The 21,129-nt window shown below is 72.3% G+C and carries 19 protein-coding genes; 11 read left to right on the forward strand and 8 right to left on the reverse strand.

Annotated features, from left to right (window positions below; translation table 11 throughout):
- Window positions 1–4: 4 nt before the first annotated feature.
- From OG811_RS02390 to OG811_RS02415, 6 genes are all read left to right on the forward strand, one after another.
- Window positions 5–1,696 (forward strand): GAF domain-containing sensor histidine kinase, encoded by a 1,692-nt coding sequence (locus tag OG811_RS02390; protein WP_406071783.1) that lies wholly within the window; start codon window positions 5–7, stop codon window positions 1,694–1,696.
- A gap of 7 nt (window positions 1,697–1,703) precedes the next feature.
- A complete protein-coding gene (locus tag OG811_RS02395) occupies window positions 1,704–2,372 on the forward strand; it encodes a response regulator transcription factor (protein WP_030337723.1) in 669 nt (222 codons plus the stop codon).
- 188 nt (window positions 2,373–2,560) lie between these two features.
- Window positions 2,561–3,370 (forward strand): SAM-dependent methyltransferase, encoded by an 810-nt coding sequence (locus OG811_RS02400; RefSeq protein WP_406071785.1) that lies wholly within the window; start codon window positions 2,561–2,563, stop codon window positions 3,368–3,370.
- 79 nt (window positions 3,371–3,449) lie between these two features.
- The gene (locus tag OG811_RS02405) at window positions 3,450–5,108 is read left to right on the forward strand and encodes a putative bifunctional diguanylate cyclase/phosphodiesterase (protein WP_406075461.1); all 1,659 of its coding nucleotides are present in this window, start codon (window positions 3,450–3,452) and stop codon (window positions 5,106–5,108) included.
- A 52-nt stretch (window positions 5,109–5,160) separates the two neighbouring features.
- Window positions 5,161–5,745: a TetR/AcrR family transcriptional regulator gene (locus OG811_RS02410; protein ID WP_406071786.1), complete on the forward strand. Its 585-nt coding sequence runs from the start codon at window positions 5,161–5,163 to the stop codon at window positions 5,743–5,745.
- A gap of 21 nt (window positions 5,746–5,766) precedes the next feature.
- Complete coding sequence (locus tag OG811_RS02415) at window positions 5,767–6,435, forward strand: lysophospholipid acyltransferase family protein (protein ID WP_406071788.1); 669 nt, start codon at window positions 5,767–5,769, stop codon at window positions 6,433–6,435.
- A gap of 13 nt (window positions 6,436–6,448) precedes the next feature.
- Here the strand turns inward: OG811_RS02415 and OG811_RS02420 are convergent, their stop codons facing one another.
- The 5 genes from OG811_RS02420 to OG811_RS02440 form a co-directional block, all read right to left on the reverse strand.
- Complete coding sequence (locus OG811_RS02420; protein WP_406071790.1) at window positions 6,449–7,573, reverse strand: glycosyltransferase family 4 protein; 1,125 nt, start codon at window positions 7,571–7,573, stop codon at window positions 6,449–6,451.
- Window positions 7,570–8,829, reverse strand: coding sequence for a M48 family metalloprotease (locus OG811_RS02425; RefSeq protein ID WP_406071792.1), 1,260 nt, complete (start codon window positions 8,827–8,829; stop codon window positions 7,570–7,572). The genes OG811_RS02420 and OG811_RS02425 overlap by 4 nt, the downstream gene beginning before the upstream one ends.
- 102 nt (window positions 8,830–8,931) lie before the next feature.
- Entirely contained in the window at window positions 8,932–9,150 is a 219-nt protein-coding gene (locus OG811_RS02430) for a hypothetical protein (RefSeq protein WP_406071793.1), read from the reverse strand.
- A 252-nt stretch (window positions 9,151–9,402) separates the two neighbouring features.
- On the reverse strand, window positions 9,403–10,122 hold the full coding sequence (locus OG811_RS02435; RefSeq protein ID WP_406071795.1) for a DinB family protein: 720 nt from the start codon (window positions 10,120–10,122) through the stop codon (window positions 9,403–9,405).
- 220 nt (window positions 10,123–10,342) lie between these two features.
- Window positions 10,343–11,797, reverse strand: a complete 1,455-nt coding sequence (locus OG811_RS02440; protein ID WP_406071797.1) for an NYN domain-containing protein — start codon at window positions 11,795–11,797, stop codon at window positions 10,343–10,345.
- Window positions 11,798–11,925: 128 nt separating this feature from the next.
- Here OG811_RS02440 and OG811_RS02445 point away from each other — a divergent pair, with 128 nt between their 5' ends.
- The 5 genes from OG811_RS02445 (at window position 11,926) to OG811_RS02465 (ending at window position 17,431) form a co-directional block, all read left to right on the forward strand.
- Window positions 11,926–13,680, forward strand: coding sequence for a DEDD exonuclease domain-containing protein (locus OG811_RS02445; RefSeq protein WP_406071799.1), 1,755 nt, complete (start codon window positions 11,926–11,928; stop codon window positions 13,678–13,680).
- 128 nt (window positions 13,681–13,808) lie between these two features.
- The gene (locus OG811_RS02450) at window positions 13,809–15,602 is read left to right on the forward strand and encodes a RelA/SpoT family protein (RefSeq protein ID WP_406075462.1); all 1,794 of its coding nucleotides are present in this window, start codon (window positions 13,809–13,811) and stop codon (window positions 15,600–15,602) included.
- A gap of 53 nt (window positions 15,603–15,655) precedes the next feature.
- Window positions 15,656–16,198: an NUDIX hydrolase gene (locus OG811_RS02455; RefSeq protein ID WP_406071801.1), complete on the forward strand. Its 543-nt coding sequence runs from the start codon at window positions 15,656–15,658 to the stop codon at window positions 16,196–16,198.
- Window positions 16,195–17,064 carry an NDP-sugar synthase gene (locus OG811_RS02460; protein ID WP_406071802.1) on the forward strand — a complete coding sequence of 290 codons (870 nt, stop codon included), beginning with the start codon at window positions 16,195–16,197 and terminating at the stop codon, window positions 17,062–17,064. Before OG811_RS02455 ends, OG811_RS02460 begins: the two co-directional genes overlap by 4 nt.
- A 79-nt stretch (window positions 17,065–17,143) precedes the next feature.
- A complete protein-coding gene (locus OG811_RS02465) occupies window positions 17,144–17,431 on the forward strand; it encodes an Lrp/AsnC family transcriptional regulator (protein WP_406071804.1) in 288 nt (95 codons plus the stop codon).
- A 62-nt stretch (window positions 17,432–17,493) separates the two neighbouring features.
- On the opposite strand, the gene OG811_RS02470 is transcribed toward OG811_RS02465, so the two are convergent.
- The 3 genes from OG811_RS02470 to OG811_RS02480 all read right to left on the reverse strand — a co-directional run bounded on the left by OG811_RS02470 (window position 17,494) and on the right by OG811_RS02480 (window position 21,096).
- Window positions 17,494–18,186, reverse strand: a complete 693-nt coding sequence (locus OG811_RS02470) for a DUF4142 domain-containing protein (protein ID WP_406071806.1) — start codon at window positions 18,184–18,186, stop codon at window positions 17,494–17,496.
- Window positions 18,187–18,379: 193 nt separating this feature from the next.
- The gene (locus OG811_RS02475) at window positions 18,380–20,011 is read right to left on the reverse strand and encodes a cytochrome b N-terminal domain-containing protein (protein ID WP_406071808.1); all 1,632 of its coding nucleotides are present in this window, start codon (window positions 20,009–20,011) and stop codon (window positions 18,380–18,382) included.
- The gene (locus OG811_RS02480; protein WP_406071810.1) at window positions 20,008–21,096 is read right to left on the reverse strand and encodes a ubiquinol-cytochrome c reductase iron-sulfur subunit; all 1,089 of its coding nucleotides are present in this window, start codon (window positions 21,094–21,096) and stop codon (window positions 20,008–20,010) included. The genes OG811_RS02475 and OG811_RS02480 overlap by 4 nt, the downstream gene beginning before the upstream one ends.
- Between the last annotated feature and the right edge of the window lie 33 nt (window positions 21,097–21,129).

Below are 21,129 nucleotides of genomic sequence, written 5' to 3' on the forward strand. Positions count from 1 at the left end.
TCACGTGCCCGCATCCACAGCCACCGCACCGCACCCGCATCCCCTCGCCGCGGCCGCCCGCCTGGTGATGCTGGCGCTGGTCGCCGTCCTGACCCTGTTCGTCACCCGCGACGTCGCCCAGCTGTGGTGGATCGCGCTGCTGGCGGTGGCCGGGCTCCCGTCCCTGCTGGCCCCGCAGCAGCAGCTGATCGCGCCGCTGAGCCGGGTGGCCGAGGTGGTCGTGCTCGGCCTGGCCGCGAGCCACGTGGCCGCGGTCGCGTCGATCGGCGGCACGGTCGACGGGCTCGGCGCCTCGGCGATGCTGCCCTACCTGGCGGTCCCGGTGACCGTCACCGCGCTGCGCCGCCGCTTCCGTGAGGGCAGCGCTCTGCTCGCGGTCACCGCCGCGACCCTGCTGGTCAGCGGTGCGCTGACCGAGGTCGGCGGCGGGCTCCAGCTCGGCCAGCCGGGTTACCTCGCGGTCTGCGCGCAGTGGCTGATCCTCGCGGCGCTGGGGCTCTACGCCGCCGGCACCCTGCACCGGGTGATGGCGGTCCGCGGTGAAGGCAAACCCCAGCCGTACGCCGAGGCCACCCGACTGCTGACCCAGTTGCGGACGGTGGCCCGGCAGCTGCCCGGGGCCACGCTGGACCCGGGTGGCATCTCCGAGCACCTGCTGGAGGAGCTGCGCACGGTGGCCCGGGCGGACCGGGGCGCGGTGCTGTCGGCCAGCGGCGGCGGCCGGCTCGTGGTGCTCGCCCAGGCCGGCGTCGACCGGGTGGACTGGGAGACGACGCTGGACGCGGACTCGGCGATCGCCGACGCCTGGGCCAGCCAACAGGCACAGACCGCCGCGCGTTCGCAGTCCCGCTCGCACCACGGCGCCGACGTGTCCGCGCTGATCGTCCCGCTGGTCGCCGGGGTGCGCACCGTGGGGCTGGTGGTGCTGGAGGCGGACGTCGCGCACGCGTACCCGCCGCCGGTGGTGTCCCGGGTGACCGCCCTGACCCGCCCGGCCGCGCTGCGGCTGGAGGCGGCGCTGCTCTTCGACGAGGTGCGCTCGCTGGCCACCAACGAGGAGCGGCAGCGGCTGGCCCGGGAGATCCACGACGGGGTGGCGCAGGAGCTGGTGATGGTCGGCTACGGCATCGACAACGCCCTGGCCACCGTCTTCGACGACGCCGACGAGACCGCCGAGGCTCTGCGGACGCTGCGCGGTGAGGTGACCCGGGTGATCCAGGAGCTGCGGCTGAGCCTCTTCGAGCTGCGCAGCGAGGTGGACCGCCAGGGCGGGCTGGCCGCGGCGATCGCCGAGTACGCGCGCACCGTGGGCGCGTCCGGCGGGCTGCGCGTGCATCTCTCGCTGGACGAGTCCACCGCCCGGCTGCCGGCGGCCACCGAGGCCGAGTTGCTGCGCATCGCGCAGGAGGCGGTGACCAACGCGCGCAAGCACGCCGGCGCCTCGAATTTGTGGGTCACGTGTGAGGTCGACCCCCCGTACGCGCAAATAGAAGTGTCGGATGACGGTCAGGGGATGGCTGACCAGCGCCCCGACGGGCGGTACGGTCTTGCGATCATGGCCGAGAGGGCGGAACGTATCCGGGGCCGGTTGGAGATCAGGCCGCGACAACCCAGCGGCACGACCGTGGCGGTGGTTCTTGGCACCTCGTCCCGGCGAGACAACATGCGCGGTAGCGCAGCACCAGAAGGGGAGTAACCCGAGGATGACCACAAGTCCGATACCGGCCACCCGCACCAAGGTCCTCCTTGTCGACGATCATGACCTGATTCGCAAGGGCCTGCGGCACGCCTTCGAGCGCGACCGTCAGTTCGAGGTCGTCGGTGAGGCCGCCACCGCGGCGGAGGGCGTACGCCAGGCCGGTGCTCTGCAGCCGGACGTGGTGATCATGGATCTGCGGCTGCCCGACGGCAGCGGCCTGGAGGCCACCCGCGCGCTGCGCAAGTCCAGCGCGTCGATGGGCATCGTGGTGCTGACCATGTACGCCGGCGACGACCAGCTTTTCGGCGCTCTGGAGGCTGGCGCGAGTGCCTTCGTGCCGAAGACCGCCCCGGCCGACGAGGTCGTGGCCGCCGCACGGCACGCCGCCTCCTCGCCCAGCGCGTTCACCGCCGCCGACCTGGCCGAGGCGATGAAGCGCCGGCTCGCCCCGTCCGGCCCGCAGTTGTCGCCCCGGGAGGGGCAGGTGCTGCGACTGCTCGCCGACGGGATGAGCGTGGCGGGCATCGCCAAGCAGTTGTTCGTCAGCGAGTCGACGGCCAAAACGCACATCTCCAAGCTCTACGAGAAGCTCGGGGCTGCCAACCGGGCGCAGGCGCTGATGACCGCGCTGCGGCTCGGCCTCCTTGAGGCACCGGACGCCCCGAAGTTCTGACCTGCCCCCGCTCGTCGAGCGGGACGTTGCGACCGACGGTCCGCGCCAGCTTCTCCCCGGCGCGGACCGTCGCGCATCGACCGACGTCGGCGGGTAACCTCTGGCGCGCTATGGTCTGGCGTGCGTGGCGGGTGCACAATACCCGCGCGGGCGACGGTGCCCGCGTCGCGGACTCGAGGGGTTGACGCATGCAGCGGCCGGACTGGGCACCCGACACCATCGACATCGAGCGCCCGAGCGTCGCGCGGATGTACGACTACTACCTTGGCGGCTCGCACAACTTCGCCGCCGACCGGGCCGCGGCGCAGACGATGGTCGCGGCGGTGCCCGAGGCGCCGCTGATGGCCCAGGCCAACCGGGCGTTCCTGCGCCGGGCCGTGCACCACCTCGCCGAGGCCGGGATCCGGCAGTTCCTGGACATCGGTTCGGGCATCCCGACCGTCGGCAACGTGCACGAGATCGCCCAACGGCTCGACCCGCAGTCGCGAGTGGTCTATGTGGACGTCGATCCGGTGGCGGTGGCGCACAGCCGCGAGATCCTCACCGGCAACGAACGGGCGGTGGTGGTGCAGGAGGACCTGCGGCACCCGGAGGCGATCCTGGCCCACCCGGACGTCCGCAAGCTGCTCGACCTGAGCCAACCGGTCGCTGTGATGGTCGTGGCCGTCCTGCACTTCGTTTCCGACGACGACCGACCAGCCCAGCTGCTGCGGACGCTCCGGGACGCGTTGGCCCCCGGCAGCTACCTGGTGCTGTCGCAGGCCAGCGACGACGGGCGCAGCGACGACGAACGCGCCGAGGCGGAGCGGGTCTACCGGCGTACCGACAACCCACTGTCGGTGCGCAGCCGGGCCGAGCTGACCGCGCTCTTCGACGGGTTCGAGCTGCTCGACCCCGGCGTGGTCTGGGTGCCCCAGTGGCGACCGGACACTCCGGAGAGCGCGGAGGACGCCGAGCGCGCGGTCTTCATGGGCGGCGTCGGGCGACTCGGTGGCTGAGCCACCCGGGGCGACCTCCTACCCGGGCACGTTCGCCCGAGCCTGGGCAAAGGCGGTCTCCGGGACCAGCTACCTGCCGATGACCCAGGCCCAGCTGGAGACCCTGCTGGACCGGCTCACCGGGCAACTGGCCGGCGCGTTGCTCACGGAGCCGTTCGACCTGCGTGCCGGTCATCGGGTCGGTGCCGAGTTGGTCGCCGCGCACATCGCCTCCGCGGAGGGGCTGGGTCGTACCGTCGAGGTCATCCAACTCCGGTTGGTGCGCGACCTGGGGTTGGTGGCCGAGGACGTCGAGGACCGGATGGCCCGGCTGCTGGCGGCCGTCGCCACGGGCTACGCCCGCGCGCTGCGCGACCGGACGCTCGACGAGCAGGAGTCGATCCGCCGGGCCGCGATGAGGGCCCGCACGCAGGCCGAGCGGGCGCTGCGAGCCAGCGAGGCCCGGTTCCGGCATCAGGCCACCCACGACCCGCTCACCGGCCTGCCCAACCGGACGCTGTTCACCGAGCGGCTCACCGTGGCGCTCAACGAGCCCGGCCAGGGCGCGCAGCGGGTCGGGGTGTGCTTCCTGGACCTGGACCGCTTCAAGGTCGTCAACGACACCCTGGGGCACCAGGTGGGTGACCGGCTGCTGGTCACGGTGGCCGAACGGCTCAGCCAGGCCATGGGCGAGCACCTGGTGGCCCGGCTCGGCGGGGACGAGTTCGTCATCCTGGTGCAATGCAGCGGTGGCACCGACGACATGGTGGCGGTGGCCGAGACCGCGCTGGCCGCGATCCGGACACCGGCCCTGGTCGACGGGCACGAGCTGCAGATTTCGGCGAGCATCGGCATCGTCGAGCGCCAGGTGGCCGGCGCCAACCCCACTGACCTGATGCGCGCCGCCGACAGCACCCTGCACTGGGCCAAGTCCGCTGGCGGGGCGCGCTGGGCGCTCTACGACGCCGAGCGCAACCAACGGGAGCTGGCCCGGTACGCGCTCTCCGCGGCGATCCCGGCCGCGTTGGAACGGGGCGAGTTCTACCTCGACTACCAGCCGCTGACCTCGCTCCGCGACGGCAGCATGGTCGGCGTCGAGGCGCTGGTCCGCTGGCGCCACCCGGAGCTGGGTGTGCTGCGGCCGGACAGCTTCATCGGGTTGGCCGAGGAGACCGGCCTGATCGTCCAGTTGGGCGGGTGGGTGCTGGCCGAGGCGTGCCGCGAGGCCGAGGCCTGGTCGGCCGGTAATGTCGCCGCGCCGTTCGTCAGCGTCAACCTGGCGGTGCGACAGGTGCACCGTCCCGGGCTGGTGCAGGAGGTCCGCGCGCTGTTGCGGCAGACCGGCCTGCCGCCGGAGCGACTCCAACTGGAGATCACCGAGAGCACGATGATGAGCACCGCCGAGGAGCCGGTACGCGCCCTGCGGGTGCTGGCCGACCTCGGGGTGCGGATCGCCATCGACGACTTCGGCACCGGCTACAGCAACCTGGCGTACCTACGGGACCTGCCGGTGACCGAGCTGAAGGTGGCCGGGGAGTTCGTGGCCGGCCTGCGGTCGCCTACGGTCGGCCGCACCGACGAGCGGATCCTCGCCTCGCTGGTTTCGCTGGCGCACGCGCTGGACCTGACGGTCACCGCCGAGGGGGTGGAGACCGCCGGGCAGGCCGAGCGGTTGCGGGCGATCGGCTGCGACGCGGCCCAGGGCTGGCACTTCGGGCGGCCAGCCCCCGCCGACCGGATCCTGGCCCGCATCCGCTGAGTCAGACCCACCGAGGTAGACATCGTCTACGACCAGATGGTAGACACTGTCTATGAGCGCCGATGAGACGGGCCTGCGGGCACGGCTGGTGGCGACCGGGGTGGACCTCGTGCTGCGCGAGGGCCAGTCCGCGGTGTCGCTGCGGGAGATCGCCCGTCGCGCCGGGGTCTCGCACGGCGCACCGCGCCGCTACTTCCCCAACCACGTCGACCTGCTCTCCGCCATCGCCCGGGAGGGCTTCGCCGACCTCACCGCCCGCATCGAGGAGACGATGCGCGACGCCGGCCCCGACCCGCGTACCAGACTGGCCGCGCTGGCCCGGACGTACCTGGACTTCGCGGCGACCCACCGCGGCATGTTCGAGCTGATGTTCCGCCACGACCTGCTCGACAGCGGCCGGCTGCGGCTGCGCGAGACGAGCCTGCCGCTGTTCGCCGTCCTGGCCGACCTGGTGGCCCAGGTACGCCGGCCGACCGACGCGCCCGCACCGGTGCTCGCCGGCGCGCTCTGGGCCAACCTGCACGGCATCGCCCAGCTCTGGGCCTGGGGCAGCCTGCCGCTGGCCACCGGCGCCAGCGACGACGACGCCCTGTTGCGCGCCGCGCTCGACGCCCATCTCGGCCCGACGTTCGACTGAACCCCGATCCCCGGAGAACACGTGCCCCTGCTGTACGACCTCACCAAACTGACCGTCGGCGCCACACTGCGGTTGGGCTGGCAGCCCCGCGTGGAAGGGCTGGAGCATCTGCCCCAGCACGGCGGCGCGATCCTCGCCGGCAATCACCTGTCCGTCGCCGACGAGTTGTTCCTGGTCAGCGCGACGCCCCGACACGTCACCTTCTGGGCCAAGGCCGAATACTTCACCGGTCGCGGTCCCGTGGGCTGGCTCAACCGGCGGATCGTCGCCGGCATGGGTGCCATCCGGGTCGACCGCGCCGACGGCCGGGCCGCCCTGCGCGCCCTCGACGCCGCCGTCCCGGTGCTGCGCGCCGGCGGCCTCGTCGCCGTCTACCCGGAGGGCACCCGCTCCCCGGACGGGCGGCTCTACCGGGGCCGTGTCGGAATGACCCGACTGGCCCGCGACGCGGGGGTGCCGATCATCCCGGTCGGCGTGCTCGGCACCGCCGAGGTGCTGCCGGTCGACGCGCGGCTGCCCCGCCGACACCCGGTCACCCTGCGGTTCGGCCCGCCGATCCCGGTCGCCGAGCGGATCAACGGGCCACGCGACATCCGCACGGTCACCGACGAGGTGATGGCGGCGATCCAGAAGCTCACCGGCCAGGAGTACGTGCCGCACTACGCGCCGCCCCGGGCGAGCCCCCGCTGAGCGCGGGCGGCGATCAGCCGGCGAGCAGCGCGGCCATCCGTTCCGCCTGCGCCTCCCAGCGCCACTCCCGCTCCACCCACGCCCGGCCCGCAGCGCCCAACTGGCGAGCCAGGTCCCGGTCGGCGAGCAGCCGGGCGACCCGGTCGGCGAGCTGGGCGACGTCCCGGCCGCTGACGACGTAGCCGGTCTCCCCCTCGCGGACCGCGTCCGGTGCGCCCCCGGAATCACCGGCCACCACCGGCAGGCCGGTCGCCGAGGCCTCCAGGTAGACGATGCCCAGCCCCTCCACGTCGAGGCCACGGTTGCGGGTGCGGCACGGCATCGCGTAGACGTCGCCGGCCGCGTAGTGCGCCGGCAGCTCGGCCGACGGCACCGAGCCGGTGAACACCACGTCCCGTTCCACACCGGTCTGCCGGGCCAGCTTTTCCAGGGTCGCCCGGTACGGCCCGCCGCCGACGATCAGCAGCGCCGCGTCGGGCACCCGACGGCGGATCTCCGGCAGTGCCCGGATCAGCATGTCCTGACCCTTGCGCGGCACCAGCCGGGACACGCAGACCACCACCGGCCGGTCGGTCAACCCGAGCCGGGCCCGGACCTGTTCACCGTCCACGGTCGGGTGGTAGGTGTCCACGTCGACCCCGGGCGCGAGCCGACGCAGCTCGGTCACCCCGTCCAGTACGCGGGCCAACCGGCTACGGGTGTATTCGCCGAGATAGGTGGTGACGTCCACGCCCCGACCGATGCGCCGCAGCGCCGGCCGGGCGGCCGGCAGCGCCGCCCAACCGACCTCGTGGCCGTGGGTCTGCGCCACCACCCGGCGTACGCCGGCCCGACGTCGCAGGCCAGCGGCGAGCAGCCCGAGCGGGGCCGCCGCGCCGAACCACACCGTGTCGCAGTCGTACGCACGGGCCAGCCGCGCCGCCCGGCGGGCGATCAACGGGGTGGGCAACAGCACCCGGGTGCGCTCCCGGATCACCTCGAACGGCTGGTCGGCGTCGAACTTCGCCGCCCCGCGCCAGCTCGACGCGTACACGAGCACCGAACCGGCCGGTTGACGCACCGCGAGGTTGTGCACGAAGGACTGGATCCCGCCCGGGCGGGGCGGAAAATCGTTGGTGATCAGCAGCGTGCGGCTCATCGGCCGGCCTCCCGGGCGTACGCGCGGGCAGCGGCCATCCGCTCCACCGTGGATGGATGCGAGGCCGAGTAGAGGTATTCCCAGCGCGGCGGGTCGGGGTCACCGAGGTTGACCGAGCCGAGCCGGCGTTGCATCGACTCGAAGGCCACCGGGTCACGGGTAAGCGCGAGCGCGTGCGCGTCGGCGCGCGCCTCCACCCGTCGGGACATCAGGGCCTGCACCGGCGTGGCGATCAGCCCGGCCACCGTGACCAGGGCGAGCAGCAACGGAAGCGCGCGCGCTTCGGCAACCGAGTCGACGCCGGCCAACCGCAGCAGCGGCCCCCACGAGCCGAGCAGATAGAGCGCCACCACGGCGGCGGCGGCACCCAGCGCCCCGGTCAGCGTGCCGACCGTGACGTCGGAGTCCTTCGCGTGCCCCAACTCGTGCGCCACCACGGCGGTCACCTCGGCCGGGGTCGCCTCGCGCAGCAGCGTGTCGTAGACCACCACCCGCCGGGTCGGCCCGAGACCGGAGACGTACGCGTTGACCGCCCTGGTGCGGCGGGAGGCGTCGGCGACCAGCACGTCGCGCACCGGCACTCCGTCGCGGGCGGCAATGCTCATCAGCTCGGTGCGCAGCGGGCCCTGCTCCAGCGGGGTGAACCGGTTGAACACCGGCTCCACCAGCACCGGCAGCACGAACGACAGCAGCACCACCAGCACGGCCGCACCGGCCGCGCCGAAAGCCCACCACCAGCGTGGCGCGAGGCGGATGACCGCGTAGAAGCCGAACAGCGCCACCGCGCCGACCACCGCGCTGACCGCGTACGACTTGAGCAGGTCGACCGCCCAGCCACTCCAGCCGTTGGTGCTCAGCCCGTAGCGGGTGAGCACGCTCTGCCGCCAGGCCGAGAACGGCAGGGTGAGCAGGTCGGCGACGAGCAGCACGGCCAGCCCACCGAGCACCGCCTGCGCGGCCCAGTGCCCGCCGAAGGGCCGGCCCACCAGCTCGACCAGGCGGCTGCCCAGCGGGGTCAGCCCGAGCGCGAGGGCGATCAGCAGCCCCACGGCGAGCGCGGTATACCGGCCGGGGCGCAGCGCGGCCCGGAACTCCCGCCCCTTGGCCACCTGCTCGGCCGGCAGGTCACCCAGCGCGGCGAGTTGGTCGGCCCGGGGCGCCGGTGGCCGGTGCCACGGGATGAGCAGCGCGGCCAGCACGATCAGCGCGATGGTCAGCCCGGCCAGGGCGAGCAGCGCCCAGCCGCGCGGGGTCACCGCGTCACCGCCCGTCGTGCCCCGCTCATCGCGCCGCTCCTCCCGCCGTGACCGCTCATCCTATGGCCCGCGAGAAGCCCACTTCCGGGCGCGGTGTCGGGCTCAGGCCACGCGGCGGGTGCCACGGCTGCGAGCCGCCTGCGGGCGCGCGGGCGCGGCCAGCACTTCCACGTCGAAGCCGGCCCGGGCGAGCACCTCGATGGCCTCCACCTCGGCGGCGACCAGCCCGGCCGCCGGGGACGTCTCGTCGAACAGGGCGGCCAGCGGGCAGCCGGAGCAGCCGTCGGCCCGTTTCGCGCACCCGTCGCAGTCGATGCGCATCACGCCTCCTGATCGGCTCGCGGTGCCCGGTCGACACCCTGTCGTCGCCGGCCGAGCACCGTCGGTCACATCGACGCTAACCACCGGGTACGACAGGAACCCCGTCCGATCGCACGGTTCAGGGCTAGATCCACTCCAGATCAGCGAAATCGGGCCATCCCACCCGGCCGAAGACCCGACATCAAGGAACTCGTGTCGATCGAGCGACGAGCGGCATCCAGCAGTGGCCCGAGCGGCCGTTCGGGCGAGGTCTCAGCCCTGCGCGTCGAGGTCGCGTAGGGCGAAGCGGAGATGCTGCCACTCCTCGCCGATGATCACGTGGAGGCAGTGCAGGACGGACACGATGTACTCGGGCCACCAGGCGCTCGGCCGAGACTCGACGAGCAGCTCCGGCGTGACGGTGGCCAGGAAATCGCGCACCATGGCCTGCCGCTCGGCCCGCACCTGGAGAACCGTCTCGAAGGTCGGCCGCTCGGTGGCGAAGACCGACATGTCGAAGCCGTCGGTCTCGTACTCGACGTGCGACTGACCGAGCGGGTGGAACGGCTGCGGCAGGCGCAGGACCGCTTTGCCCAGCCATGCGTCGGTGGCGAACACCAGATGGCGCAGCGTCTGCGCGAACGACCACTCCCCGTCGATCGAAACGTCGACCGTGCCCTCGGGCATGGACCGGGCCCGGTCAACTGCCGACGCCCAGGCTCCCTCGACCGCCGCCCACGCCACGCGCAGGTCGTCCGGGTCCTTGGCCGTTCGGAGCTCACGGCCGGGGAACTGTCGGTTGAGCTCGGCTTCGACCAGCGGCACGACATCGACGCCGTTGACCACGAGCGTGCCGTCGGACAGCCACGGCGCGTCGATGTCTAGGCCATTCACATCGACGCCCCGCATCACCGCGCCGGCCAGGATCGACCTGTTGAACCGGGCACCCCGCAGGTCTCTGTCGACAAATACCGTGGCGTTGTCCTGAGTCATGGCGACCCCCTCCCGTCGGCGACAGCGGAGACGTTAGCCCGAGGGCACGACAGAAACCGCCCCCGACCGGTGTGGGGCGAGGTCGACTCCAGTCGATGACATCGGGCCGTCCCGCGCGGTCGGAGACCCCGACCTCGTGGAACTCGTGCCGAACCTGAGCGCTGGACGATGCCGCGGGCCGAGACCTCCCACCGGGCGACCGGACCGGTCGGAGCGGACCTCAGGAGCGGGCGAGTCGCCGCAGCAGCGAGTCGGCTCCCAGCGGGTAAGCCCCGTGCCGGCGTACGCCGTCGGCGACCTCGCGGTCCGACGAGACCACGACCACCGGCCGCCCCGACGGCTCGGCGCGGACCAGCCGCCGGATCAGCTCGTCGGCGGTCTCGCCCTTGCGGGAGAAGAGCACCCGAACGCCGCGCGGCGCGGGCGGCAGCCCGTGCATCCGCTCGGCGCCGTCGAAGACCACGGTGACCTCGTCGCCGGTCTGCGCGGCGATCCCGCCCAACCCCGTGATCAGGCGTTTGCGCTGCTGCTCCAGGGACATTTCGCCGAAGCCGCGCTTGGTGACGTTGTAGCCGTCCACCACCAGATGCGCCCTGGGCAGGGCGAGCAGCTGGTCGAGCCGGGCCGGGTCGTCGGTGTCCCGGGCACGCGCGGCCGGGCCGGCCGGGGCGGTGCCCTGCTGCTCGGCGAACGCGTCGGCGACGAAGTCGGCGGGGAGTTTGTCGACCGGGTCGAGCGCCAGCTCCCGGCGGAGCCCGACGGCGGCCTGGCCGATGGTCTCCAGCAGCAGCCAGAGCCGGGCGTCGTCGACGGAGCGCGCCTCCTTGGCACTGGCGCGAGCCACCCCGGCCGCCGACTCGGCCTCGGCCAGCCGGGCGCGGGCGCGGCGCAGTTCGGCGTCCACGTCGGCGCTGGCACGGGCGGCCCGGCCGCGCTCGGTGGCCAGCAGCTCGGTGGCCTTGCGCTCGCGGGCCTGAGTCTCCCGCAGGGTACGAGTCACCTGGCGGGACTCCTCGCGGAGCTGGCCCAGCTCCTCACGGACGCGGGCCAGCTCGTCGCGGAGCTTCTCCGCCTCGACCCGGGCCACCGCCCGGTCGTGCTCGGCGCGGGTGGCCCGCTGCTCGGCCTCACGGACCAGCTCGGCGACGACCGCGCTGTCCGCCTCGGCGCGCACGGCGGCACCGCTCGCGTCGATCAGCTCCCGCCAGCCGCGCGGCCGGGCCAGGTAGGCCAGCGCGGCGACCTCGACCGGGTCGGCGGCGGCGGGCGCGGTGCCCTCGACGACGGCGGCCCCGAGGTCACCGGCGTCGGCCAGGACGCGGGCGGTGACCCGCTGCCGGAACAGCGGGTCGGCGGTGAGCTGGGCGGCGATGGCTGGCGCGCCGAGCCGGGCCCGCCGGTTGGGAGCGAACTTGGCCACCCGACGCAACGGCACCGGCACCTCGTCGGCGGGCAGGGTGGGCAGCACCATGGCGGTCAGCGTCACGATCCGCTGCCGGACCGGCTCGGGCAGGGTCGGCTCCGGCTCGACAGCGGGGCCGTCGCCCACTGCGGTCGACTCGGATGGGCCTGATGTCTCGCTGACTACGTTATCGTCCGGGTTGCCCAGGGCACCGTCGAGCGCGACCGCATCCTCCTGCGGGAGGTGGTCGTCGTACGGCTCGGTGAGGGGCATGTGGCAAGTCTCCCACCGCGACCGGGCCCACCGCCCGGTGAGTGAGCCGATCTCTCATCCTAGCCCCCGAGGTGACTGGTGGGACGGCTGCGACAAGAGTGTCGGACCGGGGCGTTAGCGTGCCGCCGATGGCACAGGCGGAGTACGTCCAGGAATCGCTGGCCGGTCTCGACCCGGCGGTGGGCGGGGTGGACCCGGCACTTCCGCTCTACGCGACCACCTTCGTGGTGGTCGACCTGGAGACCACCGGCGGCGCGCCGGACGGCGGCGGCATCACCGAGATCGGCGCGGTCAAGGTGCGCGGCGGCGAGCAGTTGGGCGTGCTGGCCACCCTGGTCAACCCGGGGCAGCCGATCCCGCCGTTCATCACCGTCCTGACCGGGATCACCCAGGCGATGCTGGTGCCGGCGCCGCCGATCGAGCAGGTGCTGCCGAGCTTCCTGGAGTTCATCGCCGACGCGGTGCTGGTGGCCCACAACGCCCCGTACGACGTGGGCTTCCTCAAGGCCGCCTGCGCGAAGCACGGCTACCGCTGGCCCAACCCTCGGGTGCTGGACACGGCGGCGCTCGCCCGTCGGGTGCTGACCCGCGACGAGGTGCCCAACCGCAAGCTCGGCACCCTGGCCGCCTACTTCCGCACCGTCACCCAGCCCACCCACCGCGCGTTGGACGACGCGAAGGCCACCGTCGACGTGTTGCACGGGCTGATCGGTCGGCTCGGCGGGCACCGGGTGGACACGGTCGGCGACGCCATCGAGTTCGCCCGGGCGGTCACCCCGACCCAACGCCGCAAACGGCACCTGGCCGAGGGGCTGCCCAAGGTCCCCGGGGTCTACATCTTCCGGGCCGCCGACGACCGGCCGCTCTACGTGGGCACCTCCGTCGACATCGCCACCCGGGTACGCAGCTACTTCACCGCCGGGGAGAAGCGCGCCCGGATCTCCGAGATGCTGGCCGTGGCCGAACGGGTCGAGGCGGTGGAGTGCGCGCACTCGTTGGAGGCGGAGGTCCGCGAGCTGCGGTTGATCGCCGCACACGCCCCGCCGTACAACCGGCGGTCGAAGTACCCGGAGCGGATGGTCTGGCTGAAGCTGACCGACGGTCCGTATCCTCGGCTCTCGATCGTCCGCGACCTCTCCCCCACCGACACCGCGTACCTCGGGCCGTTCACCTCCCGGCGGGCCGCGGAGCTGGCCGCCGCCGGCTTCCACGACGCCGTGCCGCTGCGCCAGTGCACGCACCGGCTCTCGCTGCGCACCGTCACGCCGGCCTGCGCGCTGGCCGAGCTGGGTCGTTGCCCGGCACCCTGCGAGCACAAGATCACCCCCCAGGAGTACGACGACAGCGCGGCCGCGCCCTTCCGCACCGCGACGGCCAGCGACCCGCAGCCGGTGGTGGACGCGCTGCTCGCCCGGATCGACGTGCTGTCCCGTGACCAGCGCTACGAGGACGCGGCGGTGGTGCGGTCCCGGCTGGCCGCGGTGCTGCGGGCCACCGTCCGGATGCAGCGGCTGGCCGCGCTGACCGGGATCGTCGAGCTGGCCGCGGCTCGGCCGGCCGCCCGGGGTGGCTGGGAGTTGGCGCTGGTGCGGCACGGTCGGCTGGCCGGCGCGGGGGTGTCCCCGCCGGGCGTCCACCCGCGGCCCACGCTGACCGCCATCCGAGCCACCGCCGAGACGGTGTCGGGCGGGCACGGCCCGGTGCCGGCGGCCACCGCCGAGGAGTCCGAGCGGATCCTGTCCTGGTTGGAACGACCGGAGACCCGACTGGTCGAGATGTCCTCCGGTTGGTCCTCCCCCGTGGGTGGCGCGGCGCGGTTCCGTGACCTGCTGGCGAAGGCCGAGAGCGGGGCGTCCCACCAACTCTCGACCGAACGCTCATGACCAACTGACCGATCGGACTACGTCGACTCGCTTAGTCTGTTAGAGAAGTGCAGTCCTGCCCGATTCGTGGGCCTGCTCCGTGCCGCCGGCCGTTGGCGACGCGGAGCCGGGGTGAGGAGGTGTCCCTCGTGGACGTCGACGCCGGACACGGCGCCGCCCTGGGGGGCGCCCTGCCGACGCAGCCGGGTGAGCTGCCGCTCGCCCGCCGGCTGCGGTCGTTGCTCAGCTGGCCGACCACCGACTCCGACCCGGTCACCCAGTTGGTTCGCACCCACCGGGGCATCCACGCCGGCACCGACCCCGCGGTGCTGCGCCGGGCGTACACGATTGCGGAAAACATGCACCGGGGGCAGTTCCGCAAGAGCGGGGAACCGTACATCACCCACCCCCTCGCGGTGGCGCAGATCTGCGCCGAGCTGGGGATGGACACCACCACCCTGGTCGCGGCGCTGCTGCACGACACCGTGGAGGACACCCGCTACACCCTCCAGGCGCTCTCCGAGGATTTCGGCGGCGAGGTGGCCCACCTGGTCGACGGCGTGACAAAGTTCGACAAGGCGTTCTACGGCAAGGCCGCCGAGGCGGAGACGATCCGCAAGATGATCGTCGCGGCCGCCAAGGACGTCCGGGTGCTGATCATCAAGCTGGCCGACCGGCTGCACAACATGCGCACCCTGGGGGTGCGCTCCGCGTCGTCGCGGGAACGGATCGCCCGCAAGACCCAGGAGGTCCTGGTCCCGCTCTGTGACCGGTTGGGCATCCAGACCCTCAAACGCGAACTGGACGACGTGGTGCTGTTGCACCTGGAGCCCGACGAGCACGCCCGGCTGGCCCGACACGTGCACGACCGGCCGGGGTGGGACGCGTACCTCGACTCGGTGGTCACCCGGGCCCGGGTGGCGCTGCGCCGCAGCCGGGTCGACGCCGAGGTGAGCCCTCGCCCCCGGCACCTCTACTCGATCTGGAAAGACACCATCGCCGGCGACCACACCGCCCCGTACGACCTGCCCCGCATCGTGGTGGTCGTCGACGGCCCGGCCACCGACTGTTACGCCGCGCTGGGCGCGATCCACGGCACCTGGCGACCGGTGCCCGGCCGTTTCAAGGACTTCATCGCCTCACCGAAGAACAACCTCTACCGCTCTCTGCACACCAGCGTCTGCGGCCCACAGGACCGCACCGTGGAGGTGCTGATCCGCAACGAGGAGATGCACCGCTCAGCCGAGTACGGCATCGCCGCCGACTTCCGCTTTCCCCGCTCGGGGAGCAGCAGCGCCACGGCCCGCGCCGAGCAGTTGGACTGGCTGCGCCGGGTGCTCGACTGGGAGCCGGACGCCGCCGACCCGGCGCAGTTCCTCGAATCGCTGCGCTGCGACCTCGCCGAGGGCCAGATCCAGGTCTTCGCCGAAGGGCGGCAGGTCGTGCTGCCGGCCGGCGCCACGCCGGTCGACCTCGCGTACGAGCTGGGCAACGAACGGGGCGACCGCTGCCTCGCCGCGCGGATCAACGGTCGACTGGCCCCGCTGAGCTCAGAGCTGGACGAGGGCGACGTGGTGGAGATCTTCACCGAGAACGACGGCGACAACGGCTTCGAGGCCGGTGTCGCGCCGCGTGGCCCCCGCCGGGAGTGGCTGAGCTTCGTCAAGTCGCCGCACGCGCAGATGCAGATCAACCGGTGGTTCGCCGAGCACACCGAGCCGGGCATCACGATCAGCGACAAGGTCCGCCTCGGTCGGGCCACCATCGGGCTCGCCCTGCGTCAGCACAACCGGGGTCTCGCCAGCGACCTGCCGCTGCTGCGCCTCTCCGAGGAGCTGGGCTACCCCGACCTGGAGACCCTGCTGGTCGCGGTCTTCGACCGGGTCATCGAACCGGACACCGTGGTACGCCAGCTCATCGACCTGGTCGACCACCGGCAGTGACCGGGCGGGCCCCAGCGCGTCCGAAGGACTTTTGTGACCACTAGCCTGGAGTCATGATCCCCCGCTCCCGCGCCACCGGTCGGGCCATCTTCTACCAGGCTTTCTACCGACTGCCTCTGCCGGCGCGTCGGCGCCTGGTCCGGATGGCCGTGCCCAAGTACATCGTCGGCGCGGTCACCCTGGTCCGCGACGCCGAGGCGACGGGCGCGGGTCGGTTGCTGATGCTGCGCCAGCCACCCGGCAAGGGCTGGTCACTCCCCGCCGGTCTGTTGGATCGCGGCGAGCCCCCGGTGGTGGGCGCGGCCCGCGAGCTGTTCGAGGAATCCGGCATCCGGCTCCCCCCGTCGCGGCTGCGTCCGGCGGTGCCGAACGCGATCGTGCACGCCAAGGGCTGGGTGGACATGGTCTTCGAGACGGACGTGCCGGCGTCCAGCACCGAACTTGCGGTCGACGGCGCGGAGGTCTTCGAGGCCGCGTGGCACCCGCTGGACGACCTGCCCAAGCTGACCTGGCCGACCGCCCGGCTGCTCGCCTACTACGACATCGGGCCGCTGGCCGGGCAGTTCCCTCCACCGGTCCCCGACAACCTGCCATGACCGGCGCGGCTGATGTGCCTGGGGAGCTGTGCGCGGTGGTGCTCGCCGCGGGCGAGGGCACCCGACTGCGCCCGCTCACCGAACGGCTGCCCAAGGCGCTCTGCCCGGTGGGCAACGTGCCGCTGCTGGACCGGGCGTTGACCCGGCTGGCCGGGCTCGGCCTGACCGGTCCCGCCCGGGTCGCGGTGAACGCCTGCTACCTCGGCGACCAGGTGGTCGCGCACGTCGGCGACCGCGCGCACCTGTCCGTCGAGCCGGGCGATCCGCTGGGCACCGCGGGCGGCGTGGCCAATCTGCGGGACTGGATCGACGGGCGGCCGGTGCTGGTCGGCAACGCGGACGCGTACCTCGCCGACCCGGCGGCTCCGCCGGGGCCGGACGTGGCCGCCCTGCTCGACGGGTGGGACGGGCACACCGTACGCCTGCTCGGCCAGCCCGCCGCCGACCCGACCGCACCGGGCACCTTCAGTGGGCACAACTTCACCGGCTTCTCGCTGCTGCCCTGGCGGCTGGTCCGCGACCTGCCGGTGGTCTCCTCCAACCTGGTCCGCGCCCTGTGGCGCCCGGCCGAGGCGGCCGGTGACCTGGAGGTGGTGCCCTACGCGGGCACCTTCTACGACACCGGCACCCCCGCCGACTATCTGGCGGCCAACCTGCACGCCGCAGCCGGCGGAGCCATCGTGGACCCGTCCGCCACGGTGACCGGTCGCTGCGTGGAGTCGGTGGTCGGCGCGGGCGCGCGGGTCAACGGTGACGTGTGCCGCACGGTGGTGTGGCCGGGCGCGACGGTGCGCGCGGGCGAGCGGCTGCGCGACGCGATCCGAGCCGGGGACGGCTGCACCGTACCGGCCGTCGCGCACGGCTGAGCCTCGACGGCTCCCGACTCCACGCCCGGGCGGAAACATCTAGCATGGGCGACGACGCCGACGAACGGAGAAATGCCCCGTGATCACCGCGATCGTGCTGATCGACTGCGCCACCGACGCGATTCCCGAGGTGGCGGAGACCCTGGCCAACCTTCCCGGCGTCAGCGAGGTCTACTCGGTGGCCGGGCACGTCGACCTCATCGCCATCGTCCGGGTCCGCGAGTTCGACCAGATCGCCGAGGTCATCGCGGGCAGCATCTCCAAGGTGCCGGGCGTGCTGAACACCGACTCACACATCGCGTTCCGGGCGTACTCCCAGCACGACCTGGAGGAGGCGTTCGCGATCGGCCTGGCCAGCGCCGACTGACCCGCACGCACGGCGGCCGGTCCACCGCGCGGGTGGACCGGCCGTCTGCTGTCGTCGCTACGTCAGCTCTCGCTGGGAGCCGGCGTCTCGGTGGTGCCGCCGCCCGGAGCCGGCGACTCGGTGCTGGTGCCACCCGGAGCCGGCGACTCGGTGCTGGTGCCGCCCGGAGCCGGCGACTCAGTGCCGGTGCCACCCGGGCTGGGCGTACCGCTGGCGCTGGTCTGCGGAACCGGGATGCCCAACTGGTTGGCGAGCCGCACCAGCTCGTCGTAGTGCGCCTGCAGCGTCGGCAGAGCGGTCTGGGCCAACTGGACCACCGACTGCTCGGAGCCCTGCGAGATCTCCGTCTGGGTGGCCTGGATGGCCTGGACGTGGCCAGCCAGCTCACTGGTCACCCAGAGCCGGTCGAATTCCGCACCGCTGGCGTTGTTCAGCTTGTTGATGACCGCCTGCTGATCGGCGCTGGGCTCGTTCGGCAGTTCCACCCCGAGCTGCGACGCGGTCTGCTGCACCGTCTGGTCCAGCTGGGTGTGGTCGGTCTTGAACATCGCCCCCAGGTCCTTGACCCCCTGGTCCTGACCCTTCTGCTGGGCCAGCTCACCAGCGGTGATCTCGAACAGGTTGACCTGGTGTAGCGCCTGCAGGTACTGGGTGTCCTGCGTCGACGGCTGTGCCGCGGCCTGCGCGGCCGCAGCCGGCGCGACACCGACCAGTACCAGCGCGGCCAACAGGCCGAGGCGTTTGATACCCAACATGCTTCCCCCCCTTGAGACGTTGGACCGCACGGATACCCGACTCACCGGGGTTATTCCTGCGATCGCCCGTCGGGCGGGGTCGACAGGTCCCGCCGTGACCGTCCGACTCCTGCTGGGATGGGGCGGCGGGTACGGATACGACGTGGCGCCCGCCGGAATCCGGCGGGCGCCACGTAACAGTGCGTTTGGGCGGTCAGCGGCGGCTCTCGCCGCTGCCGATCTCCTCGCGCTCGGGCCGGGCCTCGACCGGCGGGTGACCCGGCGAGACCGGCGCCTCGACCGGCTTCTCGATCGGGTAGAAGAAGCCCCGGATGGCCGGGCCGAGGGCCCCCAGCCGGTTCATCTTCTTCGGCACGACCCAGCCAACGTACTCCAGCTCGCCGTGACCGTCCCCGTGCTCGCTCGACGCGCTGAGCGGCTGGTGCACCTCGACGAACCGGCCGTCCGGCATGCGCCGGATGATGCCGGTCTCCACGCCGTGCGCGAGCACCTCCCGGTCGTGCTGCTGCAGACCAAGGCAGAGCCGGTACGTGAAGTAGTACGCGAGCGGCGGGAGCAACAGCAGACCGATCCGGCCAGCCCAGGTCATCGCGTTCAGGCTGATCTGGAACTTGTCGGCGATCACGTCGTTGGCGCCGGTGAGCGTCAGCACGATGAAGAACGCGACGGCCATCGCGCCGACCCCGGTCCGGGCCGGGACGTCGCGGGGCCGCTGGAGCAGGTTGTGGCTCTTGCGGTCCTTGAGGTGCCGGGCTTCCAGGAACGGATACATCGTCGACAGGCCCACGAGGATGCCGGGCAGCACGACCGTCGGCCAGAACAGCGGCGGAATGACGTACCCGTCACCGAGCGGGATGTTGATCTCCCAGGCCGGCATGAGTCGGGTCGACCCGTCGAGGAACATGACATACCAGTCGGGCTGGCTGGCGGCCGAGACCACCCACGCCTCGTACGGGCCGAACAGCCAGATCGGGTTGATCTGGAACAGACCGCCCATCAGCGCGATGACGCCGAAGACGACCATGAAGAAGCCGCCCTGCTTCAACGCGTACCGCGGGAACATCCGCTCGCCGACCACGTTGCCGTTGGTCCGGCCGGGGCCGGGCCACTGGGTGTGCTTCTGCTTGAAGACCAGCCCCAGGTGGACGCTGATCAGCGCGACCAGCAGACCCGGGACCAGCAGCACGTGGGCGATGAAGAACCGGCTGATGATGATCGTGCCCGGGAACTCGCCACCGAAGACGGACGAGGTAACCCAGGAACCGATCACCGGGATGGACAGCATGATCGCCGAGGCGATCCGCAGACCGGTGCCGGACAGCCCGTCGTCCGGCAGCGAGTAGCCGGTGAAGCCGGCCAGGAAGCCGACCCAGAACAGCAGCGAGCCGACGATCCAGTTGGTCTCGCGCGGCTTGCGGAAGGCACCGGTGAAGAAGACCCGCAGCATGTGCACGACGATCGCGGCCATGAACAGCAGCGCCGACCAGTGATGCATCTGTCGCATCACCAGACCGCCGCGGACATCGAACGTGATGTTCAGGCTGGAGGCGTACGCGGCGGACATCGGCGTGCCCTGCAACGGCGCGTAGCTGCCGTTGTAGACCACCTCGGTCATCGCCGGCTCGTAGAAGAGGGTCAGGAACACACCGGTCAGCAGCAGCACGACGAACGAGAACAGCGCGATCTCGCCGAGCAGGAAGGACCAGTGATCCGGGAAGACCTTGTTCAGCAGCTTGCGCAGCGGGGTGGCCACCTGGAAGCGGTCGTCCACTCCCACCGCGGCCTTGCCCGGCGTCGCCGCAAGGTCAAACTTTCGACGCTTCATGGCCGCTCCCAGAAATCAGGCCCGACGGTCTCGGTGTAGTCGGACTTCGCCACGAAGAAGCCCTCGGAGTCCACCTCGATCGGCAGCTGCGGCAACCGCCGGCTGGCGGGGCCGAAGATGGGCCGGGCGTTGTCGGTGATCAGGAACTGGGACTGGTGACACGGGCAGAGCAGCCGGTTGGTCTGCTGCTCGTACAGGCTGGCCGGGCAACCTGCGTGCGTGCAGATCTTGGAGAACGCCGCGTAGTTGCCCCACATGAAGTCACCGTGGCCGACCCGCTCGTTGGCCCGACGCGACTCCTGCGCGTCGGAGTCCCGGAGGTGGATCAGCAGCGTCGGCGAATCGGCGTGCTTGTTGCTCACACCGTGCTCGATGCCGGGGAAGACGGTCAGCTGCCCACCGGCGCTGATGTCGGCGGGGCGGATCGGTCGGCCGTCCTCGCGGATCAGGCGGATCCGCGGGCCACCCTCGGCCGTGGCGAACCCGGTGGTGAACATCTGGTTGTTCTTGTGCGGCTGTGAGATCATGCCGCCGACAAGCGGCGCCGCGATGACCGCGCCGACCGGCGCGAGACCGGCCAGCAGCGAGATGCCCAGCAGCGGGCGACGCTTCACACCCAGCTCGTCCGCCATGTAGAGCATGGTCTGGCCGGTGATGGTGCGGCCTTCGGAGTCGACCTCGCCCTCGTGCCGGTCCTGGATCGAGACCTCCTTGGGCAGCAACTTCTTGCCCCAGGTCAGGATGCCGAAGCCGACGGCGAGCAGCGCCACGCCGAGGGTGAGCCCGAGCAGCGGGGTGTAGAACTTGTCGCCGCCACGGCCCGGCTCGTACTGCCATGGCCACCAGATGTAGATGGCCAGGAAGGCGGTCGCGGCCAGCCCGGTGATCAGGAACAACCCGGCGACCACCCGGGTCAGCCGACGCTCTGCCTTGGTGCCGGGTAGCACCTGCGGCTCGTAGTGGACGATCTCGATGTCGTCCCGACGCGCGCCCTCACGAACGATGTCGAACCGGGTCAGCTTGGGGTCGTTCACGTCGAGCGGCTCCCGACCCTGCGGGGTCTGGTGCTCGGTGTGGGTGCTCATGCCGTCACCTCGCTACGGGTGGCGCCGAGCGGC

Origin of the sequence: Micromonospora sp. NBC_01638 (assembly GCF_045209745.1) — a bacterium.
GTDB lineage: Bacteria > Actinomycetota > Actinomycetes > Mycobacteriales > Micromonosporaceae > Micromonospora.